The following is a 12,876-nucleotide window of genomic DNA, read 5'->3' on the forward strand; positions in this document are numbered from 1 at the left end:
GAACGCGGGCAGGACCTTGGTACCAGATTCGAGTGCTGCACGTCCCTCGTTCTGGTCACCTAGGTGTAGCGGCTTGCCAACATAAGCGCCTCTGCTCGCAAACATCGGCATTTTCTGCTCGAATTATCTGACAATGGAGCGGGCGTCGTGCTCACGCTCTTTGCCAATGTGCTCGCAAACATCCGGGTCTGCTTGCAAACATCCCCCACGTGCTCAGATTAATTGCCAGCGACGGCATGGTCAAACCGGGACGCCTGCCTGTCGTAGTTGCTCGGTCAGCTGACGGGAATATTCGGGATCAAGGGTGCCCGCCAGGAAGGCGCGGATATCCGACGGCCGAGCATTGAGGTGCGTGACCAGAGCCGTCGCATCGTAACCATTTCGGGTCAACGTCGGTTCGAGATCGTCGATGGCGCGGGACAGGACCTGCTCGACGATTTCGGCGGTAACCGGCTTGGCGCCGAGGCGAAAGCCCTGCTCGAATGCGAGGGTGAGATGCATCTCGATCTGAAGCGGCGTGCGCAAACGTTCGGCGATGAGGTCGATGGCTTCTTCCTCGAGGAGTTCGCCAACCTTTACGCCTTCGGCCGCACAGGCGCCAAGCAGCCAGGCAACATAGTCGCGGCGCGCGGAGCCGATCCCCTCGTAGTCAAAAATGGTCGTGCGGTAGCCAATCTCCTCCATTTGCGGCCGGCGCAGATCATTGCGCAACCGGGGATGCCCGACAAGAAGTACGGAAAGGAGCACGCCGGCGTCGGCGACCACCTCCATCAGTCGCTTCAGGCCGGTTAAGGTCTTGTGGTGCAGGTCATGGGCCTCGTCGACCACGAGGACGATCGGCCGTTTGCCTTTTTTCATGATGTCGCGCAGGTCGCGCTCCCGGCGCTCGGCCTGCTTGGGGATCTTGACCTGCGCACGATCGCCGGGAGACAAGTCGTAGAACAGGGCTTCAATGAGCGATGGCAGCGAAGTGCGCCGCTTGTCGACCGCCAGCGATTTGGCGAGTGCGACCTTGCCGGCTTTGGTGAGTTCGGCCTCGATGCGGCGCAAAAGGTGGGTTTTCCCCGAACCGACCAGGCCGGAGACCACGACAAGCCGACCGGTCTGGACGGCCGCACACACCTCGCGGATGATCGTGCGCTGATGCTCGGTCTCAAAGTTGCCGGCCCCTTGGAAAGGCCGGTCGAGGCCGTAACTGGATTGAACGTCAGCGAGCATCATTCTTCCTTTCTTCGCGCCTGGAAGCGTTCGCGGATACGGGCCGCGATCATCTTTTTGTCGAGTGTTTCTCCAAGCAGTTCATTGATGAAGGCGCGGTCACCGGCATTCATCGCGCCGATCGGCCGGCCGAGCTGGTCGGCGATGGCCCCACGGGCTGCGAGGCCATTTGGATAAGCGGTCTCTATTGCGGGTTCCGGAAACGGTGTCCGCCGTACACTCAGCCCAGCCGTGGTCGGGGGCAGCGAAGGCAATGGACGATCCCCGCCGGTGACCGCGGCGCGGGGGAGCCCAAGTTGGTCTGCCAGGCGCACCACCTTGTCGAGCCGCTCTTCGAGCTTGCTCTTCTGGTATTTGCGATAGCGAAAGAGGGGAACCGCCCCGCGCGAAGGTTGGAATGGACCGAAGCGCTTGCCCTCATGCTCGACGAACAGTTCCTGATCGAACAGGCCCCAGAGCAAGGTCACCGTTTCGCCGGCAAGTTCGGGCTCGACCTCATAGGATGCGCCTTCGACCGATACGGTCGCGTCTCCAGCAACCGTCCGTCGTTCCGGTTCGCGCGCAAAGGCGCAGAACCGCTCCCAGGAGCACATCGCCCGCACCCCGTCAGGAGGAAGATGCCGCAGCCAATCCTCGATGCGTGCATGAGACTCTGTGCGATGGTCGCCGTTATTGTAGGTGACCAAGGCGCGCCTGAGCCAAAGGTTGGCTTCCTCTTCGTCCTTCGGCTTGTGGAAATGATAGAGGGTCTCGTGCACTTCCTTGATCGTGCGAAACGGCCGCTCGACCTTGCCTTTCGCTCGCGCCGGCGTGCGCCGCTCGCTGTCCGACGGGGGCATATGCGTGAGAACCCGGACACCAAGGCTACCCATGACGGACTGGAAAACGCGCGAGCGGCTCACCGGCCCGTTATCCATATGGATGGTCGTTGGAATCCCCTGAAGCGGCAGTTCCGGTTCAGGCTTGGCGGCGAAGGCATTGTAGAGAAAGCGCAAGGCGGACTCCGCGTCCTCGCCGTAGACGGAGCGGTATTCCTGATAGCTCGCGCCGGAGCGATCATCGACCACGGAGAACAGCATCAGCGTCGGCCGGCCGCGCCCTTCCTCGACCCAAAGCGGCGCTTCCACCTGCTTCAGGTCGGACGGGCTCATGTCGAAGTGCCAGAGTTCGTTGGAACGCCGCGCCTGGAATCGGACGGCAGCCACCGGGCGGGTGACGCGCGCATAATCCAGGCCGGAAACACGCAGCAGCCGATCGACCGTTGCGCGTTTCAAGATGCCGGGCGGTGCACGGACCAGGCCATCGGGCGTCACCACGCCGTCTTCCTCAAGCAGCTTGATGGCGCGCGCCGTGGAGATATGCCGCCCCTTCCGGTTCGCCGTTCTGATCTTCAGGGCCGCGATGATTTCGGCATAGGTTTCCATCTCCGGCTGCGGGGCGATCCGGGAGGTTCCGTGATCGGCGCGCCGTACGGATTTCGGGCGGTTCAACTCCCGCAGCGCCCGATACAGGGTCCAGATCGAGATGCCGTAGGCATCGGCGGCACGAGCAACAATCTCGGTACGGCCTGGATCACGGGGAGAAAGCAGCGACAATCGGCGTCGAAGATCGACAAGAGCCTCTCCGGGCGGCCGCTTTCTCCGCTCAGCCATGGACGTCCTCGGATTCCACTGTTTTGGGAGAGCCACCCTTCTTGCCGATATGACGATAGAGGGTTGCAACAGAAACCCCCATGCGCTGCGCAATATTGCGTACCGGTATGCTGCCTTCCTTCATCAGGGCGCGCGCCGCGGCAATATCGCCCGGGCGCATCGCGGGCGGGCGGCCACCCTTGCGGCCACGTTGCCGCGCCTCGACCAGTCCAGCCGTCGTGCGTTCGCGGATCAGAGCACGTTCGAACTGGGCGATCGCACCGAAGACATGGAAGGTCAGCATGCCGCCCGGCGTCGTCGTATCAATGCTCTCGGTCAAGGACACGAGCCCGATCTTCGCGCGCTCCAACTCTTCCGCCGTCGCGATGAGCTTCTTTAGCGATCGCGCCAACCGATCGAGTTTCCAGACAACGAGCGTGTCACCAGTGCGAAGCACGTCGGAGAGAATTCGGCCCAATTCCGGGCGGTCATCGCGAGCGCCTGACCCGCGCTCGGTAAACACCTTCTCGCAACCGGCGCGTCTCAGCGCCTCAAGCTGAAGCTCCGGATTTTGATCGATCGTGCTGACCCTGGCGTACCCGACCCGCATAGCCATCCAAATGTTCTTGAAAGTCGTTGGACACATAGCATTTTGCGACAACCGTTTCTATAACAGTTTTGAGAAGATTCCATCGCGCCATTCAAGGGGCGTGACGGCATGCGCTATGGCATGCTCAAAAACCCTCGTTTATGACAAACGATCCATGGAAACCAACTATGTGTCTGACGGCCGAATATTCGCGACATGGAGCAGGGAACCTTACGCATCGAAAATCGGGCGGTCCCCGATCTTGTCCCCCTTGTATGGGATACTCCGGGAATTGAGGCGGCGATACCAAAGGATGCGGTCGGCCAGGCCGTTACCATGTTCGAGCCGCAGGAATGCGCCAACTACTTCAAATCTTGCGGATATGACCCCGAGTAATGTGGACGTGCTCTAGGTCACCCAGAGGGGCGCTCGCATCGAGTATAACCTTAAGCGCGATTGCTTCCGGTGAACCATCCTCCATATGTACGGGATGTACAGCCCACACAGACTTTTCGAGAACCACATTCTCAACAGAAACCTCATAAAGCCTACCCGACGCGAGCTCATCGAGGACAGTGCTCCTCATCACGATCGAAATGCCGAGACCAGCTCGAACTGCATGCTTCACAGCCTCAGTGCTCCCGACATTGAATGAGATTGGGAATTGCTCTGCCGCTTGGCCGAAGGCCTCGCGGAGCACGGATCCGGTACCGGTTCCACGTTCTCCGCCAATGAGGGACTCTTGAAATAACTCTGCCGCTTCAATTGTTTTTCGCGTCCTCCAATTATGCTGTGGGGATACGATTATTACCAGCTTTTCCTTCCGCCAAAGGCGGGCTTGATATCCTTTTCGATCGTCCCACCATTCGGTAAAGGCTAGATCAATCTCCTTCCTCAAGAGCTTTTCGATGATTTCAGGATTTGAGGCAACGGCCACCTCAGGTGGCCGGCCTTGAGCATCCTGTAAACGCTTCAAGTGGACTGGCAAAATATAGGTACCGATGTTAGTACTGGCACCCAACGTAATCCGGCCGCTGTGCAGGCGGTCCAGAGATCTCTTCGTGACGGTCAAAAGGCTGCGTGCGAATGGCAAGAATACGAGCCCTTGCCGAGTCGGCACACACTTGTCCTTCCTCCTCTCGACCAGCCGCACCCCTAGTATATCCTCCAATCGTTTCACATTATGTGAGACAGTCGGTTGGGATATCTGAAGCCGTCGCGACGCCTCGTGAAAGCTGCCAGTTTCGATTACCTCTATGAATGCTGCGACATGCGAAAGGCTAAACATTACTTTCTCTAATCAAGGAATTAGTTGAACCTCGTTAATTGCCGCACGAGGTCTTCGGCCTTGGACAAAATCTATAATGTTGTCAGCAGCCTCGTGCTCGATAGCCAAACGCGACTTCGCCACTGCTGAGCCTATGTGGGGTGTCAAGATCGAATCATGTTCGCGATTGAGGAGACCCCCGTGGACCTTGTCAGGCCGGTCGGGTCTGGCCCAGTCCTCCATCTCATAAACATCAGCGGCGTAGCCTCCCAAGCGCCCCGCCTGCAATGCAGCGACAACAGCCTCTTCATCAACCACGCTTCCGCGTGCAGGATTAATAAGAAGTGCTCCTTTGGGCATTTTGGCGAGTTGTTCAGCGCCGAGGAGATGCTTCGTTTCGGCCGAAAGCGGGAGTGCACACACAAGAAAGGTAGACGACGAGATCAACTGGTCAAATTCAAGAGGCTTTACGTTCAGTCTGATCTCATCGGCTTTGTCCAGGGATTGACGATCCCAGTACGACACAATGGCGCCGAAGGTACTTAGGCGCTGTGCTATAGCTTTTCCGATCGCTCCCATCCCTAAAATGCCGATTGCTGTGCCCTGCAGCCCAAGGCCGTAAAACCGAGGGCGCCAACCTTTGTAATCCCTCCTGACGCTCTTGTCGCCTGGCAGAATGTGCCGCCCAAGAGCAATCATCAGACCGATTGTAAGTTCGGCTGTCGGGTCAGTGAGAAGATCGGACACTATCGTGACGTGGACTCCACGCTGCGTGCAGGCTTCGATGTCGAAGTTATCGAAGCCTTTCAGCGCACATGCCACAAGTTGAAGATCGGGAGCGTGCGCGAGTACAGACGCGTCGATCATGTCCGGCATGAACGCCATCATCGCCTTGGCGTCGCTCAATTCTGCGAGCAGTTTCTCGCGGGGCCATGTATCATCAGTATCGTTGCAAACTAAACGAGCGTGGGGAGATAGCTTTGAGATAATCTCCTCGTGGACGCGATGGGTGATTACTACCTTTGGGAGCATTTAATTTATCCTTCTATTGCAGCTGGCGGCGGAGGAGAGCGCCGACCTGGTCAACGATGGTGACCATCAGAAGGACAACGAGCATGATCGCAAGAACCTCCTGATAATTCATGATCCGGAGGGATGTCATCAACTCGAAACCGATACCACCAGCTCCCACAGTGCCCAGGATTGTCGAGGCGCGGAAGTTGTACTCCCACCGATAGATGGTCACATCGGCCAATTGCGGTAGAACTTGTGGCAAGATCGCCCGCGTCACGATCTGGAACGGCGACGCACCAGCTGCGCGTGCGGCTTCTATAGGCGCATTATCGCAATGCTCGATCGCCTCCGCAAAGAACTTGCCCACCATGCCAACCGAGTGAAGACCAAGAGCCAGCACGCCTGGGAGCGCTCCAAATCCCACTGCCGCCACGAAGACGATGCCCATAATCAGCTCCGGGATCGACCGTAGACCATTCAACAATCCACGCGAGATCATATAGATGACAGCGTTGGGTGCTGTTTTCCCTGAGGCGAAAAAGCCAACTGGAAGTGATATCAGTACCGCGATCGCAGTCCCAGCTATACTCATCGCCAGAGTGTCGATGAGAGGGCTGATCCACTCCAAGCCTCGGTTGAAATCCGGGGGAAACATTTCCGTACCGAGCTGCCAGAGCGCAGGAAACCCAGATCCCAGACGCTCCAGATCAAGAAGACCGGAGTGATAACTGCTAACAATGATCACACACGCAATTGCCAACGCGATCACGCCAGCTCTGGTCCAAGCTTTGTTTTGATGTTGAAGGATAGAGTCGTAGTCGGCCGACGGCTGTGTCATCACATATCCTGGAAGAAAGGACGCAGGCCAGCGCCTGCGTCGAAAGGTGAGAAACTGTCTCGAACGCGCCTTACTGACTCAGGTCCAAGTTCAGCACTTTACCGAGCTCACGGACGACGTCGTAGGCTTTGTCATCGATCGGAGCGAACCCATCGGCTTTGAAGGATGCCAATACCTTTTCGTCTTTAAGGTCGATGAAGGCTTTGGTGATCGCCTCTTTCAACGAAGTGTCAAGATCCGACCGCATGGTCCAGGGGTACTGCGGGAACGGATCGGACTCGGCGAGGGCGATAACTTTCTTAGGATCAATGGTGCCACGAGCGACCATTGAATTGTAGATGGGCAACGAAAGTCCGCCAATCTGAGCATTGCCATTCTGCACTGCAATAGCCACGGCATCATGCGACCCTACGAAGTTCTCGCTATAGTCTTTTCCAGCCTCAACTCCGGCCTTAAGCAGCATAGATTTCGGGATAAGGTGGCTTGAGGTGGAAGCCACGTCCCCAAACGCGACCTTTTTCCCTTTTGCATCTTCAAGGCTTTCGATGCCAGCCTCTGCATTGGCGACAACTACAGCGCGATAGGTAGTTTCGCCATCCTTCATAAGTGCTGCGAAAGGCTCGATATCAGCCTTGGTTTTCGCGAGCGTGTAAGAGAGCGGCCCGAAATAAGCCAACTCAAGCCGGCCGAAACGCATCGCTTCGATCATTGACGAGTAGTCGGTCGTTACGATCAGTTCAATCTCCCGACCGAGTGTCTTCTCAAGATACTCCTCGAGAGGACGATTGTTTTTGATGACAGTGGCGGCGTTCTCGTCCGGTAGCAACGCGACGCGCAATGTCTCTGGATTTGAGCCAGCATGCGCCAACGAACTCCAGCCAAGAACGGCGAGGAATGCGAGGGACAGAAGCTTCTTCATAATGCGGCCTCCATGGCAGCTAAAGGTTGATCATACTCGTAGTTGGACAAATCTTGTGTTGTGGTCGGATTTCTTGGGGCGCTGCGGTAGATCGACGCACACATTTGATCGGTCAGTTCGTCGACAGCGGCGTCCGCAACCACTTCCCCGTCGCGCATAGCAATGACCCGGTCGCCGAACCGGCGAGCTAGATCGATCTGATGAAGGCTGATCACAGCAGTGATGCCGTCGGCTGTGCATATTTCGCGAAGCTGCGACAGGACCTCGACAGCCGTTTCAGGGTCCAGACTTGCAACGGGCTCATCTGCAAGGACCAGTTGGGGCTTCTGGACCAGCGCGCGCGCAATGCCCACCCGTTGCTGCTGACCGCCGGATAGTTGATCCGCCCTGACGAGAGCCTTATCAAGAAGGCCTACGCGTTCAAGGCATTCCAACCCCAGCCTTCGATCCGAACGCGGCATAGGGAACAACGTACGCCAGCCAGAGTGGTAGCCCAGGCGGCCCGTCATGACGTTGTCGAGCGCGCTCAAGCGCCCTATGAGTTGGTGCTGCTGGAATATCATCCCAGTTCGCCTTCGGTGAATGCGAAGCTTAGTTTCCGCATCCAGAGCACCAATATCGTTAGAAGTGATCGAACCAGACGTCGGCGCAACCAAGCCGTTGAGTGTCCGGATGAGGGTAGATTTGCCTGCGCCGGATCTACCGAGGAGCACGACGAACTGACCCTGGTTGAACGTCAATGTCGTTGTCTTCAAAGCTTGGGTGCCGTTGGCATAGGTCACGGCAACTCCGTTCAGAGCCAGCATCACAATAATCCTGATCGTTAGTGGTGCATCGATTGAATATTTGCATCACTATGGGCGACATATGACGTCCGTTTATCAGGCTCGTGAAACTTCAATGACAGCACTTAAACTCAGCTCTACCTCCTCGCGTAGCTGCGATGGAGAAATTTCACCCAGAGCCGCCTGATCATGACGGCCCGGTCCCAATTCTACACCACCTTGACGGATGCTATCCCATATTCGGCCAGATAAACCGGCCCTTCTCCAGCCGCCGGGTAAAAAGGCAGGCGCCCAGACCATCATGCCAGATGATCTTCAAAATATCCGATCTGCGGCCCCTGAAGACGAAGAGATGCCCTGACAACGGATCATGCTGCAGAACCTCCTGCACCCGAAGCGCCAAGGAGGGAAAGCCACAGCGCATGTCCGTATATCCGCGCCTTCCTGGCGGGCACCCTTGATCCCGAATATTCCCGTCAGCTGACCGAGCAACTACGACAGGCAGGCGTCCCGGTTTGACCATGCCGTCGCTGGCAATTAATCTGAGCACGTGGCGGATGTTTGCAAGCAGACCCGGATGTTTGCGAGCACATTGGCAAAGAGCGTGAGCACGACGCCCGCTCCATTGTCAGATAATTCGAGCAGAAAATGCCGATGTTTGCGAGCAGAGGCGCTTATGTTGGCAAGCCGCTACACCTAGGCAGGGAATACCCAGTTGCCATAGCTGACCCGGAGCAACGAGAGAGCTAGCGGGATGCGTCGCGCGGGTAACATAGGTAGCGCCAAGCTGGGACTAATCGTCTGCGCCGGGTCTTAGGACGCTTGGCGATGGCGGGTGCTGCAAGGACCAATGCAATTCTGGCACCGTCGCGCAAGGGGATCAGACGTCGTCGACGTCTTTTGCGGTCCTTACCATGGTCGTTCTTGTGGTCTATCCCTCGCGGTATGCCAGTACCATGTTGGACATGAAATCATCCGCCTCGGTGCACAGCACTGTGCCATTAGCGCGGCCGGACGGCGATCACCCGTCCGGGTCCTGTCGTGGGCGCCCTCGCGATGGCGATCACCGCGGGGATTCGCGCGATCTTCGGCATTGTCGCCTAGTTCGGCATAGAAAGCTCAGTCGCGATCATCGTCGCCATCGGGGCGACGATAGTTGTCGTCGTCATCATCTTCCTCTTCGCCATATTGTGTCGGAGCCATCATGTTGGCTGCGGCAAGATCGGCCTCTGTGCACAACACCGTGCCCGTAACGCGGCCGCCTGGCAGCATGAAAGTGCCCTCAGTCTGGCTGCCGACACCTGCGGTTTGGCAGTGGCTGTAGATGAGATCAGGCGTTAGCTGCGCCCTGACGTCACCTGCCATGGCCGGTAGGGCAATGCACAGGGTGCACATCGCGACGGTAATTCGGATGCTTGATGCGTTCATTTTAGTTCTCCTTGGTGATTTCAGGTGTTGAGATCGGGGATGATGCCGCGACGAGGGCCTGGTCGATGAACAGAGCCTCGATGCTGTGTCGGGCGGCGAGTGCGGCGCCGGTTCTCGGGCCTAGCACCAGCATGGCGGTTGCCCAGGCGTCGGCGGCCATGCAGGTCTCGGTCAAGACGGTAACGGCCGCCAGACCAACCGCCAGCGCAGCGCCGCGACGCGGGTCCATGGTATGGCCATAGCGGATGCCGTCGCGCTCGACGAAGTGCCGGTAGTCGCCGGACGTGGCGACAGCGCCCTCGCCCAGTTCGAGCACGCCCTCCACGGCGCGATGCCCGATTTCAGGCTTCTCGACGGCCACGCGCCAAGGCGACCCGTCGGGCTTACCGCCGGCGGCCCGCAATTCGCCATCGATAGAGACGAGGAAGTGGGCAATGCCATGGCCCCCCAGCACGCGGGCCAGTTCGTCAACACCGAAGCCCTTGGCAATGCCGGAAAGGTCCAGCGTGACTGCGGCAAGCTTGCGCACCCTCTGTTGCGCGGGATCGAGCTCGAGGCAGAGATGGGCCGGGCGTCGGGGAGCTGGATCTGCGGCGTCCAGAAGCGTCTGATCGCTGCCGGCGGCCTGGCTGCCGAAGCCCCAGGCGGCGACGAGGTCGCCCACGGCGATATCGAAGGCACCTTCCGACAATCGGCCAATCTCCAGAGCCGCCGTCAGCACCCCAAATAGCGCCTCGGGCAGCTTGCACCAGACATGGGTCGGCGCTCGGTTCAGCTGCATCAGCGCGGAATCGGGTTTCCAGGTCGACATCTGGGTGTCCACCACATCGACTGCCGCCTGCAGATCGCGGGCCAGTGTGGATCGGTGGCCGTCCGCCGGGGCGTAGAACACCGCCGAGTATCGCGTCCCCATGGTGGCACCACTGATCACCTGCCGCTCCAGAGGCAAGGCCATCAGGCCCGGCTGGGAGTGTTCGCTGCGTTCAATAAGCATCTTCAAGGTATAGTCCCTTCTGCTTGAGGCCATCCACGTTCAGGCCTAGCGGCGCCAGGCAGGTCTCGATCGCCCCGCGCACGCCATTGGCCATGTCCCGCCCGCCGCAGACCATAATCTGCGCGCCCTGGCTGACCAGGCGGCGCACCGCCTCGGCTTCGTCCATAACCAGATCCTGCACATAGCCGCCGCCCATGACGCGGGAGAAGCGGGTGTTGAGCGAGGTCAGGCGGCCCTCGTCCAGCGCGGTCTGGAGGTCGTCGCGATAGAGAAAATCCGATGCCGGATCGCGGCCGCCGAAGAACAGGTGGACCGGACGGCCATGGCTGATGTGGCGGACAAACCCCGCTAGCGGCGCCACGCCAGCGCCCGCGCCGATCAGGATCAGCGGCCGGCGCCCTTGCTTGGGCCGGAAGTCCGGATTGGGGCGGATGAAGCTGTCGATGGTCTCGCCCGGAACGAGCGAATGCAGGAATTCCGAGCACAGCCCGCCCGATTGCTTGCGCACGCAGATTTCCAGCATGCCGTCCCGCGAGGCCGAGGCCAGCGAATAGTAGCGCGGGGCGTCGGCGCCGGGCGGCACGATGCCGACCAGGTCACCAGCCTCGAAACGCGGCAGCTGGGGGCCGAACCAGCCGCCACGCGACGGCGGCGCCGCAAATCTGAGCACGGCGACCGGCGCCTGCACTTCCATGCCATAGAGGGTGCGCTCCACCAGCACGAGTTGACTGGTGGCTGGACGCGCCGCAACGTGGTTCAGCACCAGGGGCAGGCCCAGCCGCGCGCCGAGGCTCTTGCCCCAGGCCGCGAACTGCCCGGCCGACTGGCGGTCGACACTGCCGAAGGGCAGCAGGCGGGGCAGGCCCTTGGCCGCCAGCGCGGCATCGACCTGAGCGGCAAAGCCGCAGAACTGGGCAAAGCCCTGGTCGCCGAAGCCGAGTACGGCAAAGCCGGGTGTCGCGGCGAAGCGCTCGAGCCGGGCGAGGAACTGGTGGGCCGAGGCCGGCGCCGCGCCGTCGCCATAGGTGGCTGCGAGCACCAGCAGGCTGGTTGCCTTGGGATAGCTGCGGCGCAGCGCGTTCATCGCAGCGACATGCACCTGCTGGCCCTGTTGCCGCAGGGCTTGCTGCAGCGTGGCGGCAAAGCCCCAGCTGCCGCCGCCCTCGCTGCCCACCAGGATGACGGTTTCGGCCTCGCGCCAGGTGACATTGCCGAGAACGCGGGGCGTGTTGCGGCGACGCATCCACCAGATGATTGTGCCGGTCACGGCCAGCAACGGCACGCTCAGCGCGCCAAGTCCCACCAGCAGCGCCACCATGGGCGCGCCTTGCCCGGTATGGAGCAGGTAGATAAATTCATAGGCCCGCTGCCAGGCGTCATTGGGCGTGAAGGAAAGCATGGCGCCGGTGCCCTGGTCGACAAAACCCTGGCCGGCTTGGGTGGTGACGGTGAAGACGTCCGTGGCATCGCCCATCGCCGGGAAGGTCAGTTCGCGCAGGTCAGTCAGTGGGATGGCGGCGAGCGCCTCCAGCGAGGCAATGGGCGCCACGGTGTCGCCGGCGCTGGCCGGCGGAAAGGCGAACATCGCGCCGGCATTTTCCGGCAGCAGCGTAAAATTGACCGCCGACATATAGGCGCCGGTCAGCGACGTCATCAGCAGCACGGCAACGCCGATGCGGGCCAGATCGGTATGCAGCCGCTGCGAGCCGGTGCCGCGCGACGCTGTAAAGAGTTTGCGCCAGCCGCCCATCTTGCCAACCAGCAGCAGCATGCCGCTGATGGCGAGCGCCAGGATGACCAGCGCCGCGACCCCGGCGGCGCCGTGGCCGACATTGCCCAGCAGGAAGGAGCGATGCAGGTCGGTGATGAAGCTGAAAAAGGCTGACGGCGCATAGGCGCCGGCCGCCGCACCCGTATGGGGATCGACAATCACGGCGTTGCGCATCCCATCCTGCGCCGTATAGGCGACCAGCTGGCCCGATGCCGAACGCACCAGCCGTTCCACGCCGGGCAGCTCCGCGGCCACGCGGTCAGCCAGCGCCGCGACGGTAACGCCGCCGTCCGCCGCCATCGTTGTGGCCGCATCGGCGAGCGGCTGCAGCGAGAGCACGAAGCCGGTTGACGCCATGAAGATGACGAGCAGGCCGCCGAACAGGCCCGCCAGGGAGTGAAAGCTGCGCATGGACCTGCTCG

Annotated in this window: 12 protein-coding genes; all 12 read right to left on the bottom strand. The window is 60.3% G+C overall.

Going from position 1 to position 12,876, the window contains the following annotated elements:
• Positions 1-240: 240 nt before the first annotated feature.
• The 12 genes from ACX82Z_RS16575 to ACX82Z_RS16630 all read right to left on the bottom strand — a co-directional run bounded on the left by ACX82Z_RS16575 (position 241) and on the right by ACX82Z_RS16630 (position 12,865).
• Positions 241-1,221, bottom strand: a complete 981-nt coding sequence (locus ACX82Z_RS16575) for an ExeA family protein (RefSeq protein WP_003501092.1) — start codon at positions 1,219-1,221, stop codon at positions 241-243.
• Positions 1,218-2,870: an IS481 family transposase gene (locus ACX82Z_RS16580; protein ID WP_003501095.1), complete on the bottom strand. Its 1,653-nt coding sequence runs from the start codon at positions 2,868-2,870 to the stop codon at positions 1,218-1,220. The genes ACX82Z_RS16575 and ACX82Z_RS16580 overlap by 4 nt, the downstream gene beginning before the upstream one ends.
• Complete coding sequence (locus ACX82Z_RS16585) at positions 2,863-3,465, bottom strand: recombinase family protein (protein ID WP_003501098.1); 603 nt, start codon at positions 3,463-3,465, stop codon at positions 2,863-2,865. Before ACX82Z_RS16585 ends, ACX82Z_RS16580 begins: the two co-directional genes overlap by 8 nt.
• A 340-nt stretch (positions 3,466-3,805) precedes the next feature.
• A complete protein-coding gene (locus ACX82Z_RS16590) occupies positions 3,806-4,726 on the bottom strand; it encodes a LysR family transcriptional regulator (RefSeq protein WP_003501100.1) in 921 nt (306 codons plus the stop codon).
• A gap of 12 nt (positions 4,727-4,738) precedes the next feature.
• On the bottom strand, positions 4,739-5,737 hold the full coding sequence (locus tag ACX82Z_RS16595; RefSeq protein ID WP_003501101.1) for a phosphonate dehydrogenase: 999 nt from the start codon (positions 5,735-5,737) through the stop codon (positions 4,739-4,741).
• Positions 5,738-5,750: 13 nt separating this feature from the next.
• On the bottom strand, positions 5,751-6,557 hold the full coding sequence (gene phnE, locus ACX82Z_RS16600; RefSeq protein WP_006473411.1) for a phosphonate ABC transporter, permease protein PhnE: 807 nt from the start codon (positions 6,555-6,557) through the stop codon (positions 5,751-5,753).
• Between the two features lie 70 nt (positions 6,558-6,627).
• On the bottom strand, positions 6,628-7,476 hold the full coding sequence (gene phnD, locus ACX82Z_RS16605) for a phosphate/phosphite/phosphonate ABC transporter substrate-binding protein (RefSeq protein ID WP_003501103.1): 849 nt from the start codon (positions 7,474-7,476) through the stop codon (positions 6,628-6,630).
• Positions 7,473-8,282, bottom strand: a complete 810-nt coding sequence (gene phnC / locus ACX82Z_RS16610) for a phosphonate ABC transporter ATP-binding protein (RefSeq protein WP_006473175.1) — start codon at positions 8,280-8,282, stop codon at positions 7,473-7,475. Before phnC ends, phnD begins: the two co-directional genes overlap by 4 nt.
• A gap of 208 nt (positions 8,283-8,490) precedes the next feature.
• Positions 8,491-8,784, bottom strand: a complete 294-nt coding sequence (tnpB, locus tag ACX82Z_RS16615; protein ID WP_080600525.1) for an IS66 family insertion sequence element accessory protein TnpB — start codon at positions 8,782-8,784, stop codon at positions 8,491-8,493.
• 596 nt (positions 8,785-9,380) lie between these two features.
• Positions 9,381-9,689: a hypothetical protein gene (locus ACX82Z_RS16620; RefSeq protein WP_058898343.1), complete on the bottom strand. Its 309-nt coding sequence runs from the start codon at positions 9,687-9,689 to the stop codon at positions 9,381-9,383.
• Position 9,690: 1 nt separating this feature from the next.
• Positions 9,691-10,683 carry an FAD:protein FMN transferase gene (locus ACX82Z_RS16625; protein WP_459911841.1) on the bottom strand — a complete coding sequence of 331 codons (993 nt, stop codon included), beginning with the start codon at positions 10,681-10,683 and terminating at the stop codon, positions 9,691-9,693.
• On the bottom strand, positions 10,673-12,865 hold the full coding sequence (locus ACX82Z_RS16630) for a PepSY domain-containing protein (RefSeq protein ID WP_058898342.1): 2,193 nt from the start codon (positions 12,863-12,865) through the stop codon (positions 10,673-10,675). Before ACX82Z_RS16630 ends, ACX82Z_RS16625 begins: the two co-directional genes overlap by 11 nt.
• Positions 12,866-12,876 lie beyond the last annotated feature (11 nt).

The organism is Aliihoeflea sp. PC F10.4 (assembly GCF_054612275.1).

What these genes read in the sequence shown, in the direction of transcription:
- ACX82Z_RS16620 (WP_058898343.1), bottom strand. Translation starts at nt 9,689, where the DNA reads ATGAACGCATCAAGCATCCGAATTACCGTCGCGATGTGCACCCTGTGC.
- ACX82Z_RS16590 (WP_003501100.1), bottom strand. Translation starts at nt 4,726, where the DNA reads ATGTTTAGCCTTTCGCATGTCGCAGCATTCATAGAGGTAATCGAAACT.
- phnD (WP_003501103.1), bottom strand. Translation starts at nt 7,476, where the DNA reads ATGAAGAAGCTTCTGTCCCTCGCATTCCTCGCCGTTCTTGGCTGGAGT.
- ACX82Z_RS16585 (WP_003501098.1), bottom strand. Translation starts at nt 3,465, where the DNA reads ATGGCTATGCGGGTCGGGTACGCCAGGGTCAGCACGATCGATCAAAAT.
- phnC (WP_006473175.1), bottom strand. Translation starts at nt 8,282, where the DNA reads ATGCTGGCTCTGAACGGAGTTGCCGTGACCTATGCCAACGGCACCCAA.
- tnpB (WP_080600525.1), bottom strand. Translation starts at nt 8,784, where the DNA reads ATGGTCAAACCGGGACGCCTGCCTGTCGTAGTTGCTCGGTCAGCTGAC.
- phnE (WP_006473411.1), bottom strand. Translation starts at nt 6,557, where the DNA reads ATGACACAGCCGTCGGCCGACTACGACTCTATCCTTCAACATCAAAAC.
- ACX82Z_RS16630 (WP_058898342.1), bottom strand. Translation starts at nt 12,865, where the DNA reads ATGCGCAGCTTTCACTCCCTGGCGGGCCTGTTCGGCGGCCTGCTCGTC.
- ACX82Z_RS16625 (WP_459911841.1), bottom strand. Translation starts at nt 10,683, where the DNA reads ATGCTTATTGAACGCAGCGAACACTCCCAGCCGGGCCTGATGGCCTTG.
- ACX82Z_RS16575 (WP_003501092.1), bottom strand. Translation starts at nt 1,221, where the DNA reads ATGATGCTCGCTGACGTTCAATCCAGTTACGGCCTCGACCGGCCTTTC.
- ACX82Z_RS16595 (WP_003501101.1), bottom strand. Translation starts at nt 5,737, where the DNA reads ATGCTCCCAAAGGTAGTAATCACCCATCGCGTCCACGAGGAGATTATC.
- ACX82Z_RS16580 (WP_003501095.1), bottom strand. Translation starts at nt 2,870, where the DNA reads ATGGCTGAGCGGAGAAAGCGGCCGCCCGGAGAGGCTCTTGTCGATCTT.